General features: G+C 47.5%; 16 protein-coding genes. 14 read left to right on the top strand and 2 right to left on the bottom strand.

Annotated elements, in window-relative coordinates:
• Positions 1–147: 147 nt before the first annotated feature.
• The gene (gene recQ, locus L5M40_RS16965) at positions 148–1971 is read left to right on the top strand and encodes a DNA helicase RecQ (protein ID WP_263176766.1); all 1824 of its coding nucleotides are present in this window, start codon (positions 148–150) and stop codon (positions 1969–1971) included.
• On the opposite strand, the gene L5M40_RS16960 is transcribed toward recQ, so the two are convergent.
• A complete protein-coding gene (locus L5M40_RS16960; protein ID WP_263176765.1) occupies positions 1953–3734 on the bottom strand; it encodes a diguanylate cyclase domain-containing protein in 1782 nt (593 codons plus the stop codon). The two genes, recQ and L5M40_RS16960, sit on opposite strands and share 19 nt — an antisense overlap.
• Before the next feature lie 508 nt (positions 3735–4242).
• Between L5M40_RS16960 and leuA the strand changes: the two genes are divergently transcribed.
• From leuA to glpK, 6 genes are all read left to right on the top strand, one after another.
• On the top strand, positions 4243–5811 hold the full coding sequence (gene leuA / locus L5M40_RS16955; protein ID WP_113941087.1) for a 2-isopropylmalate synthase: 1569 nt from the start codon (positions 4243–4245) through the stop codon (positions 5809–5811).
• A 70-nt stretch (positions 5812–5881) separates the two neighbouring features.
• On the top strand, positions 5882–6976 hold the full coding sequence (leuB, locus tag L5M40_RS16950; protein ID WP_011787769.1) for a 3-isopropylmalate dehydrogenase: 1095 nt from the start codon (positions 5882–5884) through the stop codon (positions 6974–6976).
• A gap of 23 nt (positions 6977–6999) precedes the next feature.
• Complete coding sequence (gene leuC / locus L5M40_RS16945) at positions 7000–8400, top strand: 3-isopropylmalate dehydratase large subunit (protein WP_263176791.1); 1401 nt, start codon at positions 7000–7002, stop codon at positions 8398–8400.
• A gap of 27 nt (positions 8401–8427) precedes the next feature.
• Positions 8428–9033, top strand: coding sequence for a 3-isopropylmalate dehydratase small subunit (leuD, locus tag L5M40_RS16940; RefSeq protein ID WP_263176764.1), 606 nt, complete (start codon positions 8428–8430; stop codon positions 9031–9033).
• Positions 9034–9559: 526 nt separating this feature from the next.
• Positions 9560–10909, top strand: coding sequence for an outer membrane protein transport protein (locus L5M40_RS16935; RefSeq protein WP_219234674.1), 1350 nt, complete (start codon positions 9560–9562; stop codon positions 10907–10909).
• A 193-nt stretch (positions 10910–11102) separates the two neighbouring features.
• Positions 11103–12587: a glycerol kinase GlpK gene (glpK, locus tag L5M40_RS16930; RefSeq protein ID WP_263148950.1), complete on the top strand. Its 1485-nt coding sequence runs from the start codon at positions 11103–11105 to the stop codon at positions 12585–12587.
• Between the two features lie 171 nt (positions 12588–12758).
• On the opposite strand, the gene L5M40_RS16925 is transcribed toward glpK, so the two are convergent.
• Positions 12759–13094, bottom strand: coding sequence for a hypothetical protein (locus tag L5M40_RS16925; RefSeq protein WP_168826581.1), 336 nt, complete (start codon positions 13092–13094; stop codon positions 12759–12761).
• A 663-nt stretch (positions 13095–13757) separates the two neighbouring features.
• Here L5M40_RS16925 and mraZ point away from each other — a divergent pair.
• The 7 genes from mraZ (at position 13758) to mraY (ending at position 21323) form a co-directional block, all read left to right on the top strand.
• The gene (gene mraZ / locus L5M40_RS16920) at positions 13758–14216 is read left to right on the top strand and encodes a division/cell wall cluster transcriptional repressor MraZ (protein ID WP_105251188.1); all 459 of its coding nucleotides are present in this window, start codon (positions 13758–13760) and stop codon (positions 14214–14216) included.
• Positions 14217–14247: 31 nt separating this feature from the next.
• Positions 14248–15189: a 16S rRNA (cytosine(1402)-N(4))-methyltransferase RsmH gene (gene rsmH, locus L5M40_RS16915; RefSeq protein ID WP_263176763.1), complete on the top strand. Its 942-nt coding sequence runs from the start codon at positions 14248–14250 to the stop codon at positions 15187–15189.
• Between the two features lie 10 nt (positions 15190–15199).
• Positions 15200–15514 (top strand): cell division protein FtsL, encoded by a 315-nt coding sequence (ftsL, locus tag L5M40_RS16910; RefSeq protein WP_105251190.1) that lies wholly within the window; start codon positions 15200–15202, stop codon positions 15512–15514.
• A gap of 13 nt (positions 15515–15527) precedes the next feature.
• The gene (locus tag L5M40_RS16905; protein ID WP_263176762.1) at positions 15528–17282 is read left to right on the top strand and encodes a penicillin-binding transpeptidase domain-containing protein; all 1755 of its coding nucleotides are present in this window, start codon (positions 15528–15530) and stop codon (positions 17280–17282) included.
• A complete protein-coding gene (gene murE / locus L5M40_RS16900; protein ID WP_263176761.1) occupies positions 17279–18781 on the top strand; it encodes a UDP-N-acetylmuramoyl-L-alanyl-D-glutamate--2,6-diaminopimelate ligase in 1503 nt (500 codons plus the stop codon). Before L5M40_RS16905 ends, murE begins: the two co-directional genes overlap by 4 nt.
• 76 nt (positions 18782–18857) lie before the next feature.
• Positions 18858–20240, top strand: coding sequence for a UDP-N-acetylmuramoyl-tripeptide--D-alanyl-D-alanine ligase (locus L5M40_RS16895; RefSeq protein ID WP_263256958.1), 1383 nt, complete (start codon positions 18858–18860; stop codon positions 20238–20240).
• Positions 20241–21323: a phospho-N-acetylmuramoyl-pentapeptide-transferase gene (gene mraY / locus L5M40_RS16890; protein WP_263174367.1), complete on the top strand. Its 1083-nt coding sequence runs from the start codon at positions 20241–20243 to the stop codon at positions 21321–21323.
• Positions 21324–21327 lie beyond the last annotated feature (4 nt).

The raw sequence follows: 21327 nt of genomic DNA, 5'->3' as shown, positions 1-21327 counted from the left end.
TTATTTTTGGCTTAGCCCACTAGGGTTAAAATAGCTGCAATCGTGGTGAATGGCCTCGTCTAAAACGCTTTAAATTACCGTTGAATCCTGCATTTTGAACTAGTTTGGGTATAGAATAGGCCCCCTCACTTTTGACATAGAAGATCCATGGAAAAGCTCGTACTCGACACGCATGATGATCCGCTCTCGCAACGCCTCGCACAGGTGTTTGGTTACCGTGACTTTAGGGACGGTCAGCGGGAGGTGATAGAACGTGTCTGTGGCGGGCAAGATTGCTTAGTGATCATGCCAACGGGCGGCGGTAAGAGTCTTTGCTATCAACTCCCCGCGTTGCTGATGAATGGCATCACTATTGTCGTATCTCCATTGATTTCTTTGATGAAAGATCAAGTCGATAGCTTGTTGCAAACCGGTGTTGCAGCGGCTTATCTCAATTCTTCATTGCCGCGAGAGCAGAGCGCCGAAGTATTAAGGCAGCTGCGCCACGGTGAGTTAAAACTACTTTATGTGTCACCTGAGCGCTTATTAACCGCTGATTTTATTGAGCGTATGCAGTCGTTGCAGTTGGCGATGTTTGCCATCGATGAGGCGCACTGTATCAGTCAGTGGGGCCATGATTTTCGCCCTGAATATGCGGCGCTTGGCCAGCTAAAACAACTCTTCCCCTATGTGCCCATGATGGCGCTGACGGCAACGGCGGATCAGGCGACTCGGCAGAGTATTTGCGAGCGACTTGGGATTGACCCGTTCCGTTTACTTTCGAGTTTCGATCGGCCCAATATTCGCTACACAGTGGCGGAAAAGCTCAATGCTGCGAATCAGTTACGGCATTTTTTAACCCAGCAAAATGGCACTAACGGGATTATTTACTGTAGCAGTCGCCGCCGTGTCGACGAGGTTGCCGATCGTTTATGTCTGCAAGGTTTTAATGCTAAGGCCTATCATGCGGGAATGACGCAGGAAGATCGTGGTGCCGTGCAGGACAGTTTCCTTAAGGATCAAATCGATATTGTTGTCGCCACTGTGGCTTTCGGTATGGGGATCAATAAATCGAATGTGCGCTTTGTGGTGCATTACGATATCCCTAAAAGTATCGAAGCCTATTATCAGGAAACGGGCCGAGCAGGACGTGATGGGCTCGATGCAGAAGCTTTTATGTTGTTCGATCCCGCCGATATTGGTCGGGTGCGACATTTGATTGAACAGTCCGAGCCAGGGCCGCAGCAACAGGTCGAATTCCACAAACTTAATACTATGGCCGCCTTTGCTGAGGCGCAGACCTGTCGCCGCCAAGTGTTGCTGCATTACTTCGATGAGAGTGCATTAGAGCCCTGTGGTAACTGCGACATTTGCCTCGACCCGCCTAAGCGTTATAACGGCACCGAAGATGCGCAGAAGGTGTTGTCATGTATTTTCCGTTTAGGCCAGCGTTTTGGTATCAATCATTTAATTGAAGTGTTGCGCGGTTCGAAAGGCGCACCGATAGTCGATCGAGGGCATGACAAACTCACGACTTGGGGGATTGGTAAAGACAAGAGCCATGAGTATTGGCTGAGTGTGATCCGTCAATTGATCCACTTGGGACTGGCGAGTCAAGATGTGACTCGCGGTTCATCTATTACCTTAAACCCATCGGCACGGCCTGTGCTCAAAGGGGAAGTGGCGCTAATGCTTGCTGAACCGCGTATTCAGTTAACAACCACAAAACGTAAGGCGAGTCAGTCTAAAGCACCGTTGAATTATGACCGTAAGTTGTTCGCACGGTTGAAGTTATTGCGTAGAACCATTGCCGAGCAGCAGGATGTGCCGCCGTATTTAGTCTTTAACGACGCTACCCTCGCAGAAATGGCAGCCATGATGCCAACGAGCGCGGGGGAAATGCTCGCAGTCAACGGAGTGGGCGAGCGTAAACTGAGCCGTTTCGGTGACGCTTTTCTCGATGAAATCGCGGCTTATTTAGCGGGAGAATAATAGTTTGGATTATTCTCATTGACTTTAACCTTGCCCAATTGATTGATACTGGCTCGCTTAATTAAAGACTCTAAGGTATCAAACTGTTGCATCGCCGCTATACCAATATTGACCTTACTTGAACCCTGCCAAGGCTGAATGCAAGCAACTAACTGACTAACGACTCTTTTAGCACCAGTTGCCGAGGTATGCGGCAGGATAATGACAATTTCATCCATAGAATATCGGATTAACTTATCTTGCTCCCGTAGTCTGTGTTGTAGCTCATCCTGTAAGAGAGGTAGGTCAACTTGACGGATCTGACTCGCATTAAACAATAATAAAGACAGTGGGTAATTACCTTGTTTGGCACTGTTTAATGCTGATGTGACTTGTTGGAGCAGCGTTTCCGCAGGTTCATTACCTTCAAGATGTGGGGCACGATTATTCTGTTTATCAATCAAATACCAAATAGCTCCGCCCAATAATGCCATCGCGATTAAGAACAGTGTGCTATAGGCCCAATCGACATTTAGCTCTTGTAAGATTGAATCTTTTTCTGGTGCAGTGCTATTTGGCTCCTGCTGCAGATCTTGTTGATTTAGACGGGCCTTAAACTGCAATATCCGAGCATTATTCATCGCTTGATTGGTGAGCTCGGCCGCTCGATAACGTTTGAGCAAGAAAGAATAGGCTTGTTTAAAATCCCCTTTTTCTAAGTAGTGATCGCTCATGATCCCGTAAAACCCTTTAAGATCTGAGTATTGTTTTAGGTTTTCAGCTTGCTCAATAGCGTGATTCATGAGGATTAAAGCGGCATCTTCTTGATGCTGAGCAAAACGAATTTGGGCGAGTAGGCGAGTTGAACGCATTGTCGCTAATTGTTGATTTTGTTTTTTAAACGTATTAATCGCGATAGAAAGATATTCTTCGGCATTATCGATGCGGCCTTTATCGAGCGCGATTGAGGCCAAAATGGCATAACTGTAGGCGAGTTCAAGTGGCGAACCGAGCTCAGGTAAAAGCGCTTTAGCTTGTTGTTCGAGTTTATCACTGTAATCAAACTCTTGATTATCAAGCGCTATCCGAGCTGCATTGCGTAAAATAAAGTGTAAAACTTTCCCTTTTGCATCGGCACTTTGTATACCTAAGTTGGTGTAATACATGGCTTGGGGGAAATCATGGGTGGCATAAAGTAAATTTCCCATCGCGGCATACACATAGGCCTGTGGTGGCCAAATCCAATTTTGGGTTTGAGCATGAATATCCGGATAAATATCAATCGCGAGGCGTAAATCTTCGATAGCAGAGGAGAAGTTATCAGTGTCAGTATCGAGTTGGCCACGTAAGCGTAAAGCATCGACTAAGGCTTGTGGTTGCTGGTAACGTCGCGCTAGGTTAATGGCTGAATCAAGCAAAGGTAGGGCATTTTGAACATTGTTATAGCTAAGGTTGGCGTCGGCTTGGCAGATCAAAAAGTAAGGTCGTACTTGATCTAGCTTAAGTTGTTTAGCGTTTGCTTCGCCTAATTGAGCGACGTTGATAGCGGCTTCATTTTCCCCTATTTGTAGTAGGTTTTGGCATTTCAATACACTTAATCTGAGTCGATTGATATCTGAGCTTGCACTGGTCGCAAATTGTTTTTCTAACGCTGTTATTTGAGTGAGTGCTTTACTGGGATATTGGTAGACGAGTTCAGTGAGTTCATCTAATTGGTCTATAGCACTCGCCCCAAAGGGAAACAGCCATAACAACAGGCTCAGTACCAAGACGCGAAAATCCATTTTGTGCTCCATATAAAATGCGTAAGTTCTAATATCCCTAATCACTAAGGCGGGATTATAACTTTTCTTAATCGTTTTTTGCATAAAAAACTATTTTTTCTAAGGGGAATAAGTTAACACATCCCAGTGATTTCTGAATCCAAACAGCTGGTTAATTCTGTGGAATCGATCACTAATTTGGGGATGAAACTCACCGTTATTAGCCTTAAGACAGGTTGAATGAGTGGAACATGAAAAAATTAGGGTTGACACTATCGGCTAGGCAAGTTAAATATTAACCGTCCTCAATAATTCAAACAGAATAAATATACAGATTAAATGAATATTATTAGCCGCAAACTCGACCTCCTCCTTCTCTCTCTCGCGGTTTATACGCGGAGGTCTTAGTGTTGCACGCTCGATAAAGAGGCAAAGCATTCACAAACCCCGCACAAATGTTGCGGGGTTTTTTGTATCTGAATACGGCAAAAATTAACTAACGAACGGTGACGTTCCATGGAGAAGCGAGATGTCTAACAGAGTCATAATATTTGATACTACCTTGCGTGATGGTGAGCAGGCGTTAGCCGCAAGTTTGTCGGTCAAAGAAAAACTACAGATCGCTATGGCGCTGGAACGTCTCGGTGTGGATGTGATGGAAGTGGGTTTTCCGGTTTCTTCACCCGGTGATTTTGAGTCAGTGCAGACCATAGCGCGTACCATTAAAAATAGCCGCGTTTGTGCGTTATCCCGCGCATTGGAAAAGGACATCGATGCCGCGGCGCAGGCCTTGTCTGTCGCAGATCAATTCCGTATCCATACGTTTATCTCGACCTCAACGATTCACGTTGAGAGCAAGTTGAAGCGTTCTTTCGACCAAGTGTTAGAGATGGCCGTAGGCGCGGTGAAGTATGCCCGCCGTTTTACCGACGATGTGGAGTTTTCCTGTGAGGATGCGGGGCGTACGCCCATCGATAATCTATGTCGTATGGTAGAAGCCGCCATTCGTGCGGGCGCACGCACCATTAATATTCCCGATACGGTCGGTTACACAGTACCAAGCGAGTTTGGCAATATCATTCAGACTTTGTTTAATCGGGTGCCGAATATCGACCAAGCGGTGATCTCAGTGCATTGCCACGATGACTTAGGTTTATCTGTGGCTAACTCGATTACCGCAGTGCAACACGGTGCGCGTCAAATTGAATGTACGATCAATGGCATAGGTGAGCGTGCGGGTAACTGTTCACTGGAAGAGATCGCGATGATTTTAGCGACGCGTAAGGGGATGTTGGGATTAGAAACGGGCATTAATGCCAAGGAAATTCATCGTACTTCTAATTTAGTCAGCCAGTTATGCAATATGCCAGTGCAGGCGAACAAGGCGATTGTCGGTGCCAATGCCTTTACCCATTCGTCGGGTATCCATCAGGATGGCATGTTAAAAGCACAAAATACCTATGAAATCATGACGCCAGAAAGCATAGGTTTGAATCGCAACAACTTGAATATGACCTCGCGCTCGGGTCGCCATGTGATCAAGCATCGCATGGAAGAAATGGGCTATAGCGAGCACGATTACAATATGGATACTCTGTATGAAGAGTTTCTAAAATTGGCAGATAAAAAAGGCCAAGTATTTGATTATGATTTAGAAGCCTTAGCCTTTATGGAAGCGCAGGCCGAAGAAGACAATCACTATCAATTGCAGCAATTAGTGGTGCAGTCTGACTCAACTGAAGGCGTAGCTACGGCGACTGTGCGTATCGAAGTGGGCGGCGAAATTAAAACCGAAGCCGCAACGGGTAATGGTCCCGTCGATGCCGCCTATAACGCGATTGCCCGCGCAACCGATCGCCGAATCGACATTATCAGCTACAAGCTAGGCGCTAAGGGCGTAGGTCAAAATGCCTTAGGCCAAGTCGACATTACCGCGGTTTACCACGAGCAGAACTTTCACGGCGTAGGTTTAGCGACCGATGTGGTTGAAGCCTCAGCGCGCGCTTTAGTGCATGTGATGAACTTAACGTGCCGCGCAGACAAGGTTGCCGATTACAAACAAAGCATGCAAAAAAATCGAGAGCTAGGCGGCGTCTAGTCGCTAAAAGCATCCAAAGAATAGCAAGGTCGAGCATAAAGCATTCACATTTAAAGGAGTTGGCTGGCGTATGAGTTATCAAATAGCAGTATTAGCAGGGGATGGGATCGGTCCTGAAGTGATGGCAGAGGCGCGTAAAGTGCTGCGTGAGGTTGAAGCGCGTTTCGATTTGAATATCGAATACACTGAATACGATGTTGGCGGTATTGCCATTGATAACCACGGTTGTCCCTTACCCGATGCCACACTAAAGGGCTGTGAAGCGGCTGATGCGATCCTATTTGGCTCGGTAGGAGGTCCTAAGTGGGAAAAGTTACCGCCAAATGAGCAACCTGAGCGCGGCGCGCTATTGCCACTGCGTGGTCACTTCGAACTGTTTTGTAATCTGCGCCCAGCTAAATTGCATGATGGCTTAGAACATATGTCACCGCTGCGTAGCGATATTTCCGCCCGTGGCTTTGATGTTTTATGTGTGCGCGAGTTAACCGGCGGCATTTATTTTGGTAAGCCGAAGGGCCGTCAAGGCGAAGGCGAAAATGAAGAAGCCTTCGATACCATGCGTTATAGCCGCCGCGAAATTAGCCGTATCGCCCGTATCGCCTTTGAAGCCGCCCGTGGTCGCCGTAAAAAAGTGACCTCAGTGGATAAAGCCAACGTACTGGCTTGTTCAGTCTTATGGCGCCAAGTGGTTGAAGAAGTCGCGGTAGATTTCCCCGATGTCGAGCTTGAACACATCTATATCGATAATGCGACCATGCAGTTGCTACGTCGTCCCGATGAGTTCGATGTGATGCTATGTTCTAACCTGTTCGGCGATATTTTATCCGACGAAATTGCCATGTTAACGGGCTCTATGGGCTTGTTGTCATCGGCGAGCATGAACAGCACTGGCTTTGGTTTATTTGAACCAGCGGGTGGCAGTGCGCCGGATATCGCGGGTAAAGGCATTGCAAACCCTATCGCCCAAATTCTGTCGGCGGCATTAATGCTGCGCCACAGTTTAAAGCAAGAAGAAGCTGCGTGTGCGATTGAGCGTGCCGTCAGCAAAGCATTAAATTCTGGCTACTTAACCGGTGAGCTATTGAGCAGCGACAAGCGTAGCCAAGCTAAATCAACCGCCGAGATGGGTGACTTTATCGCCAATGCTATAAAGGAAGGTGTGTAATGACGACTGTGCCAAAAAACGCGGTGGCAAAAACGCTGTATCAAAAAGTATGGGATGCCCACGTTGTAGCGACTCCTGAAGGTGAAGCGCCGATCATTTATGTCGACAGACATTTAGTCCATGAAGTGACTTCTCCCCAAGCATTCAGTGGCTTAAAAGTGGCGGGCCGCAAACTGCGTGCACCGGAAAAAACCTTTGCCACTATGGATCACAACACTTCGACCCGTAGCGCCAGCTTGGATGCGCTAAGCCCGATGGCACGCACTCAGGTTGAAACCCTAGCGCAAAACTGTAAAGACTTTGGCGTGCGTTTATACGACATTCATCATCCTAATCAAGGGATTGTGCATGTGATGGGCCCTGAGTTGGGTATTACCTTGCCCGGTACTGTGATTGTCTGTGGTGATTCCCATACTGCGACCCATGGCGCCTTTGGCGCATTGGCGTTTGGCATTGGCACATCGGAAGTTGAGCACGTGTTAGCAACCCAAACCCTGCGTCAGCTAAAAGCGAAAACCATGAAGATTGAAGTGCGTGGTCATGTCACCGATGGCGTGACCGCCAAAGATATAGTGCTGGCGATCATTGGCAAAATCGGTATGGATGGTGGTACGGGCTACGTGGTGGAGTTCTGCGGCGAGGCGATTGAAGCCCTGTCGATGGAAGGCCGAATGACAGTGTGCAACATGGCAATTGAGATGGGCGCTAAGGCGGGCATGGTCGCGCCGGATCAAACCACTTTCGATTATTTAGCAGGCCGTGAATTTGCGCCAAAGGGCGAAGATTGGACTGAGGCTGTCGCTTACTGGCAAGCCATTAAAACCGATGACGGCGCCGTGTTTGATGCTGTCGTTGAGTTAGATGCCGCCGATATTGCGCCACAATTGACTTGGGGCACTAACCCTGGCCAAGTCGTAGCGATCGATGGAAAAGTGCCAAATCCTATTGATGAAGCCAATCTAAGTACCCGTGCCAGCATGGAAAAGGCTTTAGAATACATTGGCCTGAGTGCGGGTACGCCTATGACAGACATCAGTATCAACAAAGTATTTATCGGTTCTTGTACTAATTCTCGGATTGAAGATTTACGCAGCGCCGCCGTGCATGCTAAAGGCCGTAAAGTCGCGAGTGGCGTCACCGCGATTGTAGTACCTGGTTCTGGCCAAGTGAAAGCCCAAGCCGAAGCCGAAGGCTTAGATAAAATCTTTATCGAAGCGGGGTTTGAGTGGCGTTTACCTGGTTGTTCCATGTGTTTAGCGATGAACGATGACAGATTAGAGGCGGGCGATCGCTGCGCTTCGACCAGTAATCGTAATTTCGAAGGTCGCCAAGGCCGTGGTAGTCGTACCCATTTGGTGAGCCCGGCGATGGCCGCCGCCGCTGCGGTGGCTGGGCATTTTGTCGATATTCGTAAACCTTACTAATTACCGTAAACCCAAGAGGAGAAGTTAATGCAACCTTTTACGACCCATACCGGGCTTGCGGTCATGATCGACAGCACCAATATCGATACTGATCAGATCATTCCGAAACAGTTTTTGTCTAAGGTGACGCGCGATGGTTTTGGCGTGCACTTATTTCATGACTGGCGTTATTTAGATGATGCGGGCGATGTGCCTAATCCTGAGTTTTCATTGAACCAGCCTCGTTATAAAGGCGCTTCAATTCTTTTGTCGCAGGAAAACTTTGGTTGTGGTTCAAGCCGCGAACATGCGCCTTGGGCGCTGGCGGACTTCGGTTTGCGCGCCATTATTGCACCGAGTTTTGCCGACATTTTTTACGGCAACTCAATCAATAACGGCCTATTGCCTGTGGCGTTAACCCACGCGCAGGTGCGTCAGTTGATGGATGAAGTGGCCGCAGAAGAAGGCGCGCAAATCACGGTTGATCTCACCAGCTGTAAAGTGATTGCACCGTCAGGTGCTGAGTTTAGTTTTACGCTGGCAGAGTCGGCGAGACATAAGTTACTCAATGGGTTAGATGCTATTGGGCTGACCTTGTCCCATGCTGCGCAAATCAGTCAGTACGAAACTCAAATCCAAGGTTGGCGCTGCTAAACTTTCAGCGCACATTTGTACTCGTGTTGAGTCTATATTTAAGCGCCTAGGTTAATACCTAGGCGTTTTTGTTTTGAATCCCAATACTCTCTTAATTTAATTGATTGTATTTTAAAGAATAAATTTTTATTGTCGTTTTGGTACGAGAAAATTTTATTCTCTGCAGTGATTTATGCTGAATTTGTCGAGTTTAAATGATTTACAGGTGTTCCAAAGTTTTATTTTTTTATCTTGTTGTTTAATATTGATATTTATTGGGTTCTTAATTTAAATCTCACGACTGTCGTGAATGATTTTTGATTGTTTAAAGGTTGGCTTTTGTTTGAATGGTGATGTGTGTCACTAAATATGTTTTAAATTTGTATTTCTTTAGAGTTTTTGTCTGTTTTATCTCCTTTGGTTGCAAACATCTTCTGCATAAGTAAACTGCTGCGCATTCAATCTGGAGTGTTTGCTCTATTTTGCCTGAACGCCGCAGTACTCATCTAAGTAGTACAGATAACAATAATATGATTAGAGAATAACAATGCAAAAACGTCTTCTGACTTTGGCTGTCACTGCAGCCTTGTTAAGTTCAACGACTCAACTCCATGCCGCGGGTTTTCAACTTGCGGAATACTCTGCTACAGGTTTAGGTCGCGCCTTTGCGGGTGAAGCCGCTATGGCGGATAACGCTTCGGCTCAAGGTCGAAATCCTGCAATGCTCACTTATTTAGAAGGACGTCAGTTGTCCGCGGGTGGCATTTACGTTATGCCAAACGTCGATGTGACTGGTGATGTGAGCCTTAGCTCACCGTTAATTGGTCCAAATCCTGTTGTTATGAAAGGTGGCGATGCACTGGATGTGGCCGATGACGCACTTGTGCCAAATTTTTATTATTCAAATCAGCTAAATGATCAATGGACTTGGGGCCTAGCGGTAAACTCTAATTATGGTCTAGCCACTGAATTACCCGCGACCCACGCAGCGGCTATTTTTGGTAACAAGACTTCGGTTACGACCGTTGAATTTAATCCAAACATCGCTTATCGCATCAATGATGCTGTTAGCGTCGGTGCTGGTGTACGTATCGTTTATGGTGAAGGCGAAATCGGTGCCTCATTACCAGGTTGGGTCGATGGTATCAAACCTGCTCTGCCAGCTCCTGTGCAGGCTGTGTTACCTCCAGGTGGCACTGAGCTGAAAAGCATGAAGGGTGATGATGTGGGTTACGGCTGGCAGTTAGGTGCAAGCTGGCAAATTAATCCTGCTCACCGTTTAGGTTTTGCTTATCACAGCGGCGTGCAACTGGACTTAGATGGCCATGCGTCTGGTGTTCTGTACACTGGCGGCCAAGATGTGTCCATTGAAGGTTATTTACCGCTTGAATTGCCCGCTTTTGCAGAGATAGCTTCCCATCACCAATTGACCGATAACTGGGCCATGCATGCGAGTGTAAACTGGACCGATTGGAGTGTATTCGATCAACTAGTGGCTTATTTCCCTGGTGAAGTTAAACCTAAGGGCGGTTTAGAGTCTGATTTAGTTAAAGAAGAGCACTTCGAAGATAACTGGCGCTTCGCGCTAGGGACGACTTATCAAGTGAATAACGACTGGTTAGTGCGTGCGGGTGTTGCTTTAGATAAAACGGCGGCAAATGACGAGTGGCGCACAACCACAATTCCAGACTCTGACCGTCTGTGGTTCTCTGTCGGCGCAGGTTATCAGGCAACTAAGAACCTGAACGTTGATTTTGCTGTGACTTATATTAAAGCGACTGGCGATGCGCCAATCAACGAACAGCAAAACCTATTGAACCTAGCGACTGTTAACTTTAACGGCGAAGCAAGCGGCGATGTATGGCTTGCGGGTATCCAAATGAGCTACAAGATGTAAGTTCAGTATGTTAAAAAAAGCCCTGAATCTTCAGGGCTTTTTTATGGCTATAGCATGGTGGAGTGATCTTGTTTTACGGCTTGCTTGCTGGTCACGGCGGTAAATTCCGAATATATTCACTGCATAAGTCGGTGGATCATGTTAATTCTCCCTAGCATAAAAAGGCAGCGGAGAGTTCAGATAGGATAGTAGCGTGCAGAAAAAATACGTGGTGGCCTTAGATCAAGGCACGACCAGCTCAAGGGCGATAGTGTTCGATCACGACGCAAACATTGTCAGCGTGTCCCAGCGGGAATTTACCCAGTTGTACCCTAATCCGGGTTGGGTCGAGCATGATCCCATGGAGATTTGGGCAAGTCAAAGTTCAGTGTTAATTGAAGTATTGGCGCGTGCGGGTATTCACAGCGATGAAGTGGCCGCCATTGGCATTACCAATCAGCGGGAAACCACTGTTATATGGGAGAAGGCCACAGGTAAACCTATTTATAACGCGATAGTGTGGCAGTGCCGTCGCAGCGCTGAGATTTGTGAGCAACTCAAAGCTCAAGGGTTAGAAGAATATGTGCGTGAGAATACTGGTTTATTACTAGACCCTTATTTTTCAGGCACTAAGATCAAGTGGATTCTAGATAATGTGCCCAATGCCCGTGAGCAAGCCGAGCGTGGTGAGTTGTTGTTCGGCACTATCGATACTTGGCTCGTGTGGAAGTTAACCGAGGGCAAGGTGCATGTCACCGATCCAACCAATGCTGCCCGCACTTTGCTATTCAATATCCATAGCCTGACTTGGGATAATAAGTTACTCGAAGCCTTAGATATTCCCTTGTCTATGTTGCCTGACGTTAAACCCTCCTGCAGCGTGTATGGTACGACACGGATTGCTGGCGAAGGCAGTGAAATCCAAGTTGCAGGAATGGCGGGCGATCAACAGGCGGCGCTTTTTGGTCAGCTATGTGTCGAGCCCGGCATGGCGAAGAATACCTACGGTACTGGTTGTTTTTTGTTGATGAATACAGGGACAAAAGCGGTGCGCTCAAACCATGGCTTATTGACTACAGTTGCCGTGGGGCCTAAGGGTGAAGTGAACTATGCCCTTGAAGGTTCAGTCTTTATGGGCGGCGCGACCATTCAATGGCTGCGAGATGAACTGGGGCTTATTCGTGATGCCAGTGATACTGAGTACTTTGCCTCTAAGGTCGCCGATACTAATGGCGTGTATTTGGTGCCCGCTTTTGTGGGACTCGGTGCGCCCTATTGGGATCCCAATGCCCGTGGTGCGCTATTTGGTCTGACACGCGGGGCGAATCGTAATCATATTATTCGGGCAGCGTTAGAATCCATCGCTTATCAGAGTAAAGATTTACTCGATGCCATGATCAAAGACAGTGGCGTTAGCCTTAAGCGTTTAAAGGTGGATGGCGGCGCGGTCGCCAATGATTTTTTGATGCAATTTCAAGCCGATATTACCGATGTCGAAGTGTTAAGGCCAAGCGTTTGTGAGACAACCGCTTTAGGTGCGGCATTTTTAGCTGGGTTGGCAGTGGGCTTTTGGGAGAGTGTGATAGAGCTTGAGCACAAAGCCTGCATCGATAAGCATTTTATCCCTAATATCGATGCCCAGACTCGAGTACAGCTATACGCAGGTTGGCAGGACGCGGTGGCCAGAACTCGAACTTAAACAATACGCCTTGAGGCGGCATTGGTTTGAGATCAAACTTAATTTGAGGTATCGCATGATTCGAAATCTGGCCTGATTTCAGACATGCTCGATAGTGCTGCTAAAAAGAGGCTAATAAAAAGGCGCTAATCCAATGGGATTGCGCCTTTTCCGTTTTATATCAGTACGGATTTATACTTCTACATCAATGATATGTTGGCTCGGTGGCTTCTTGATTTCTGCGGAATCATCGGTCACTTCAAGTACGACACCTTCTTTTAGTTTTAGCGTTTCGGTTTCATCCGATGCACGGCGTTTCTTATTTTTATTGTTATCTGATTCTTTGCGTCTTTCCCTGACTTTAGTATTGCGGCTTTCTAACGCTGGAGGTAACTGCGACTGCGGTGTTTCATGGCTATCGGGGGCATTTGCGCTTGCACTGCTGACTTGGTCAACAACCCGTTTAGGGTGAAACACGGCTTTTACTGGCTGTGCCAGCATGGCATAAATGCTATCCAATCCACTCATAACGCCTCCTTGTTATTACACCTCTTAATATGATATCGGCTGAAGTCGGTCAATATTTAGACTATACGCCGTTTAACTTGTTAAGGCGAATAGGGCGAGTCATTAGGTAGCTAGTGCGGGTATAAGGTGAATGTGTAGGGATAAAGTGGTTCTTTTGGTGGATTTTACGTGGGATTTTTGATCTTTCTCGCAATCGCGACATTAATATTCAGCCATTAGTAAAAAGATGAACGTCTTTATTTGGAATAAAAATTTAGATTTTTATGCTGATTTCAACTCTTTTTTGACTGTCGAATAAGGATGGACGTAAGTTTGTTTTGTTGCGTTTTTGAGTTTGACGTTATTTCTCGACCCGTAAAATCCCACAAATACAGAAATAATTCCCCATTTTTTTCATCGCAAGCACCTGAAAGCAAAAGGTTGCTGAATATATCGGCGCTATTTATTCCTGTTGTTTCCTCTGTTTAGTCAATCTCTAATGGTTTTTCTTGTCAAAAGTTTGTCGCGAGGTTAAGTGCTCAACATGCGGCTAACCCGCTTGCCGACTGGATTTATAAAAGGATCCCATCCCTTGACAATGCTTGTCGACTGTCCCTAAACTTAGCAGTTGTGGGAAATAGTGGATATTTGTGGATCAAAAATCAAAGGATAGGATGAATTAGCGTGTTTCGTGGAGCCAGTGCTATCAACTTAGATACAAAGGGACGGATCGCTATTCCAGTGCGATACCGCGAACCTTTGCAGCTTGAGCACCAAGGCCGCATCGTGATTACCGTCGATATCCAATCCGCCTGTTTACTCTTGTATCCCATTCACGAATGGGAATTGATCGAAGCTAAGTTGTTGAAGCTTTCAGATACCGATAAAACCCAGAGATCCTTAAAACGCCTGTTACTCGGCTACGCCCACGAAGTGGAGCTCGACAGTAATGGGCGCATATTACTGCCGCCACCGTTAAGGCAATATGCCAATTTAGATAAGCGCATCATGCTGGTGGGGCAATTGAATAAATTTGAGCTGTGGGATGAGCAATCTTGGCTGCAGCAAATTGATGAATGTCAGGAAACGATTCGAAGTGAGGATCTCGTTAATAACGAGCGCCTCGCGGATTTTTCACTTTAACGAGTCGCGATAACTAAATAAGAAGAGAGTAATGAGTCAAGAATTTGCCCATTTATCCGTACTGCTAGCAGAAACGATTGGCGGTTTAAACATCAAAGACGATGGCATCTATATCGATGGCACGTTCGGCCGCGGTGGTCATTCAAGACAAGTATTACAACAACTCGGTGAACATGGTCGATTGATCGCTATCGACCGCGATCCTCAAGCGATTGAAGCGGCCAAACAATTTGCTGACGATCCACGCTTTCAAATCGTGCATGGTGGCTTTGGTCAATTAGCCGATTACGTCGAAGAGCTTGGGCTTGTGGGCAAAATTGATGGCGTATTACTCGATTTAGGTGTGTCTTCACCCCAGCTCGACGATGCTGAACGCGGTTTTAGTTTTTTGCGCGATGGTCCACTCGATATGCGTATGGATAACAGTCAAGGCCAAACGGCTGCACAATGGTTGGCTCGTGCCGAAATTGAAGATATGGCTTGGGTATTTAAAACCTACGGTGAAGAGAAAAATGCTCGCCATATTGCCCGTTGTATTGCTGCCGATCGTGAGAAAACGCCGTTTTTACGTACTAAAGATTTAGCCGATTTAATTGCGCGTATCACTAAAAATAAAGAACGCAATAAGCACCCTGCGACTCGGGTGTTTCAAGCGATCCGCATTTATATCAATAGTGAATTAGATCAAATTGATCAGGCTCTTGAAGGAGCCGTCAATGTGCTTGCTCCCCAAGGACGCTTGTCGGTCATCAGTTTTCATTCTTTAGAAGATCGTATCGTGAAGCGTTTTATTCGTCGTCATAGCCAAGGCGAAAGTGTACCGCACGGTTTTCCGGTTACTGAAGATCAAATTAACAAGTCGCGTAAGTTACGTGCCGTGGGCAAGGCGATTATGCCATCCGACGAAGAAATCGAACGCAATGCCAGAGCTCGCAGCTCAGTGTTACGCATTGCCGAGCGTTTAGATTACTAAGGGGCGCACTGTGAGTAAGCCCTCGATTAATCTGCCACGGATCGTTTTACATGATTTATGGCTGCACAAATGGATCTTGTTATTAGCCTTGCTTGTGCTGAGTAATGCGGTTGCCGTGGTTTATGGCAGCCATGTTAGCCGTCAACTGACAACCCAGTGGGACCAGTTACTGCAGGAGCGAGATAGATTAGATATTGAGTGGCGCAATTTATTATTAGAAGAGCAATCGCAGACTGAGCACAGTCGTATTACGCGTATTGCCTCTAAGGAACTCAACATGAGTCGTCCGTTACCCAGCGAAGAAGTTGTGGTAAAGGTGCCGTGAGTATAGGGAAGATATGACTAGGCAAGCGAAAATCAAACGGGTAAGCAAACCGCAAAAACCTCAATTGATCCACTGGCGTTTATACGTAGTGGTCGGGTTTGTGTGTGCGTTGTTTTGCAGCCTAGTGGGACGCGCAGCTTACATTCAAATTATCGAGCCCGACAAATTACGTCACGAAAGTGACATGCGAACATTGCGGACCACAAGTCGTGAAGTGCAGCGTGGCTTGATCACCGACCGTAATGGCGACATGTTGGCCGTGAGCGTACCTGTACGAGCCGTCTGGGCCGATCCAAAACAAGTCAATGATAGTAATGGTTTTGCCGATATGCGCCGCTGGCAAGCCTTAGCCGATGTGTTGCATGAGCCCCTCGAAGATTTGTTAGAGCGAGTGCGCAGTAACCCCTCCAAACGCTTCACCTACTTGAAACGCCAAATTACCCCTGCGGTTGCGGACTATATTACTCAGCTTAAATTACCCGGTGTATTTCTAAAGTCTGAATCTCGTCGTTATTATCCTGGTGGTGAAATCACAGCTCAGTTAATCGGCATCACTAACATAGATGATGTTGGGATTGAAGGTGTTGAAAATGCTTACAATAGTTGGTTAACAGGTACGCCTTCCAAACAAAAAGTGCGTAAGTCACGCGATGGTCATGTCGTCGAGCGTCTGGATATAGTGCAGGAAGGTGAGAGCCCTAACGATCTCGTGCTGAGTATCGATCATAGGATCCAACAATTAGCCTATCGCGAATTAAAACGCACCACAGAGATGAACCAAGCGACTTCGGGTTCGATTGTCGTCCTCGACATTCACACGGGTGAAGTCTTGGCTATGGTGAATACGCCTTCGTATAACCCCAATGCGCGCGACAATCTGCAAACCTTCAGAATGCGTAACCGTGCTATGACAGATACCTTTGAGCCGGGGTCGACCATTAAGCCATTTGTGGTAGCCGCAGCGCTTGAAGCTGGCACAGTTAAATCGACCGATATTATTGCCACTTCACCGGGTTGGATGCGTTTAGGTGGTCGCCAAGTACGTGATCCTGCGAACTACGGCGATATGAGTTTGGCGCGTATTTTGGCTAAATCCAGTAACGTCGGCATCAGTAAATTGGCTTTGTCTATTCCGGTGCAGCAACTGCTCGGTACTTATCAATCCATGGGACTTGGCAGTTTTTCGGGAATTAACCTCACGGGTGAAAGCGCTGGCTTGATTCAAGATCGCCACCGTTGGTCAGACTTTGAACGTGCCACCTTGTCGTTTGGTTACGGCTTAACGGCAACAACACTTCAACTTGCGCGCATGTACGCCACCTTAGGCAATGGCGGTACTTTGTTCCCAGTCTCGATAATGAAACTGAAAAAGCCACCTGTCGGTGAGCGAGTCATTTCTGAAAATGTGGCGCACGATGTAATGCAAATGCTGGTCGGTGTAACGGAAAAAGGTGGCACTGGCACCTTAGCGCACATCGACGGTTATCCAGTTGCAGGTAAGTCTGGCACAAGTCGTAAGGCAGTTGCTGGTGGCTATGGTGATGATTATGTTGCTTTATTTGCGGGTGTTGCTCCTGCGAATAATCCTAGATTAGCGATAGTGGTGGTAGTGAACGAGCCTAAGGGCGATCTCTATTATGGTGGTTCAGTGGCGGGGCCTGCATTTGCCAAAGTCATGTCTGGCGCACTGCAAATGTTAAACGTTGAACCCATTACCGATAAAGAACAAGTGCAATTGGCGGGAATCGCCGCTGGGAGAGCAGAATGATGTTATTACGGGATTTGCTAGCGCCTTGGCTACATTATGCTGGCGCGCAGTCCTTCAATGATCTGACCTTAGATAGCCGCGCAATACGTCGCGGCGATGTGTTTTTGGCGCTGCCAGGACATAAAGTCGATGGCAGACAGTTTATTGAAAAAGCCTTAGATTTAGGTGCAGCAGGCGTATTAGTTCACACGGATGATGCTGACCAACATGGCAAAGTGTTGCTGGGCGATAATGCCGAGCACGGTGTACAGATTTATTTCTTTCAGTTAAGTCGTCAGGTATCGGCAATTGCCGCCCAGCGTTATCCCTTAGCGCACAAGTCTGCCGTTATGCCATCCCTTGGGGTTATCGGCATTACCGGAACTAACGGTAAAACCTCTACGAGTCAACTCATTGCACAACTGGTGACTTCATTGGGGCGCAAAGCCGCCGTCATGGGCACCCTTGGCAATGGTCTCTGGGGCGAGCTTGTTGATAGTGGTAACACCACAGCTGATGCGATTACCTTAATGCGTCAGTTGCATGAGTTTGAAGCCCAAGGCGCGAGTGTCTGCGCCATGGAAGTGTCGAGTCACGGCTTAGTGCAAGGCCGCGTCGACGCAGTACCATTTGATGTTGCCGTGTTCACTAATCTGACTCGCGATCACCTCGATTACCACGGCGATATGGAAAGCTATGCCGCCGCTAAACAAAGCCTATTTCGTTTCAGCACGTTAGGTCACGGTTTATTGAATCTCGACGATGCAGTTGGCGTGTCTTGGTTGACTGAGCTTAAGCCTGTGCCTGCGCAGATTTGGGGTTTTAGCATTGAAGGTCATCAAGGTGCGGCTTTTTATACCAAAAATGCCAAGTTTGACGATCAAGGTGTCAGTGCAACCTTAGTGTGGCCCGAGGGCGAGACTCAAATCCACTCGCCACTTCTTGGTGCCTTTAATCTCTCTAATTTACTCGCGGCGTTATCGGCCTTGTATCTGCAAGGTTTTGATATGAAAGCGTTAGCCGAGCAGGTGCAATATTTAACGCCCGTTGCAGGTCGTATGGAGCGTTTCACTACAGCGGATAACATCACCTTAGTGGTCGATTATGCCCATACACCCGATGCGATTGAACAAGCGTTAAACGCGCTACGTCGCCATTGTGCCGGTGATTTATGGTGCGTATTTGGCTGTGGTGGCGACCGTGATAAGGGCAAGCGTCCTTTGATGGGCCAAGCTGCAGAGCAATATGCTGACCGCATTATGGTGACCAGCGACAATGCGCGCAGTGAAGACCCCGCGCAAATTATTACCGATATTATCCAAGGGCTAACCCACCCTCAGCAGGCATTGACTCAGGTTGACCGTATCGCAGCAATTAAAGAGGTTGTGGCATTGGCTAAACCTGGCGATGTGATCTTGCTTGCGGGCAAAGGCCACGAAACTTACCAAGAGGCGGCAGGTGTGCGTCATGACTATGATGAACGCGCCCTGGCACGCCTGTTAGCGGAGCAATCAAGATGATCCCTCTTTCTCTCGGGACCCTAAGTCAACATTATGATGGATGTGTATTGGCACACCGGTCATTGGAGCAATCAAGATGATCCCTCTTTCTCTCGAGACTCTAAGTCAACACTTAGGCGTGCATCGAGTCGGTGACGACGTCACCATCCAAGATTTAAGCAGTGATAGCCGCAAAATCGGCGCTGCAACCCTGTTTGTTGCCTTAAAGGGTGAGCACTTTGACGGCCATGATTTTGCCGCAACAGCTATTGCGAACGGCGCCGCGGCGTTAATGGTTGAGCGTGAATTAGCTTTTGATGTCCCGCAGCTCATTGTGGCTGATTGTCAAAAGGCCATGGGTGCGATTGGTGCTTATGTTCGTGACCAGATCAATCCGATTTGTGTTGCTTTGACTGGCTCAAACGGCAAAACCAGCGTGAAGGAAATGATCGCGACCATTCTGTCGGCAAAGCATCAAATCCTCTATACCGCTGGCAATTTTAATAATGAGATTGGTGTGCCGCTCACTTTGCTGCGTTTAACGCCAGCGGATGAGTTTGGGATATTCGAGCTCGGCGCTAACCATAAAGGTGAAATCGATTACACCTCGGGACTTGTGCGTCCAAACGTCGCGCTGGTGAATAACGTCGGCAGCGCCCATTTAGAAGGATTTGGATCACAAGCAGGTGTCGCACAGGCGAAGTCAGAGATTTTTAATCATCTGCAGGCCGATGGCACTGCCATCATCAACGCCGATGATGCCTTCGCTGATTTTATGAGCGTTAAGGCAAGACCTTATAAGCAACTGAGCTTCTCCCAGCAAGATGGCGCCGCTAAACGTCATATCGACGTGATAGCGACAGGCCATAAGACTAATGCGGATGGTTGCTATCGTTTTATGCTCAATTATTTAGGTGAATCTTGCCAAGTGGTATTGCCGTTGGCGGGTCGTCATCAGGTGAGTAATGCTCTCGCCGCTGCAAGTGTTTGTATTGCTTTGGGATTGAGTTTGACTGAAATATCTGAAGGCTTGAGCCAATTAACGCCAGTGAAAGGACGTATGCAGCCGAGTCAATTGGGACGCGTGCGTCTAATCGACGATAGCTATAACGCAAATCCTGTGTCCGTTGGCGCTGCGATCGCTTGGTTAAAGGAAATTTCTGAAAATCGCTGTCTGGTACTGGGAGATTTAGGAGAATTAGGCGACAATGCGCCCCTTTTACACGCTGAACTAGGGCAACTGGCCAAGCAACAGGGGATTGATGCCTTGTTTTGTACCGGAACTTTAAGTCAGCACACGAGCCAAGCTTTCGGTGCGGAGCACTATGACAGTGTGGCGACGTTAGTAGAAAAACTTATAAAGCATATAAACCAGTTGCCGGGACAGGTAACGGTTCTCGTTAAAGGTTCACGTAGCGCCGCCATGGAGCGGGTCGTGGATGGCCTAACAGTAGCCTTCGGGCGTGGGGAGTTAGTGTAAATGCTGGTATATCTGGCCGAGTATTTAACCCGTTTTCATACCGGGTTTAACGTGTTTTCCTATGTAACATTTCGAGCCATTTTAGGCTTATTGACTGCATTGGTTTTTAGCTTATGGTTTGGCCCTAAACTGATTGAACGTTTGCAAATACTGCAAATTGGTCAGGTTGTGCGTAACGATGGTCCAGAATCACATTTTAGTAAGCGTGGCACGCCGACTATGGGTGGCTTGCTGATATTGGCTGCTATTTTCATCAGCGTGTTGCTGTGGGGCGATCTCGGTAGCCGCTATGTGTGGGTCATGCTGTTTGTGCTCGGCAGTTTCGGTTTGATCGGCTTTATCGACGATTACCGCAAAGTGGTGCGTAAAGACACTAAAGGTTTGATCGCGCGCTGGAAGTACATTCTGCAATCTTTGGCTGCGCTGCTTATTGCTTTTTTTCTGTATGCCACAGCGGCCAATCCAGGCGAAACCCAATTAGTGGTGCCTTTCTTTAAAGACGTGATGCCGCAACTCGGCGCCGTATTTATCGTATTGGCGTACTTCACGATAGTGGGTTCGAGTAATGCGGTGAACTTAACCGATGGTCTCGATGGTTTGGCGATTATGCCGACGGTAATGGTCGCGGCGGCGTTTGCATTGATTGCTTATTTGTCGGGTCACGCTCAGTTTGCGAATTACTTACATATCCCGCATTTACCCGGTTCTGGTGAGCTTGTGATTGTCTGTACCGCCATTGTCGGTGCGGGTCTGGGCTTTTTGTGGTTCAACACTTACCCTGCGCAAGTCTTCATGGGCGATGTGGGTTCTCTGTCATTAGGTGCTGCACTGGGCACAATTGCAGTGCTCGTTCGCCAAGAGATTTTGTTAGTGATTATGGGCGGCGTGTTCGTGATGGAAACCCTGTCGGTGATCCTGCAGGTGGGTTCGTACAAGTTACGCGGCCAGCGTATTTTCCGCATGGCGCCGATACACCATCACTATGAGTTAAAAGGTTGGCCTGAACCTCGAGTGATAGTGCGTTTTTGGATTATCTCGATATTCCTCGTCTTACTTGGCTTAGCCACGTTGAAGTTAAGGTAATTGG

This window comes from Shewanella sp. SM68 (genome assembly GCF_025653925.1).
GTDB classification, from domain to species: Bacteria; Pseudomonadota; Gammaproteobacteria; order Enterobacterales; family Shewanellaceae; genus Shewanella; species Shewanella oncorhynchi.
Note: the sequence above shows the minus strand (reverse complement) of the source record. Positions and strands in the feature narration are given on the sequence as shown.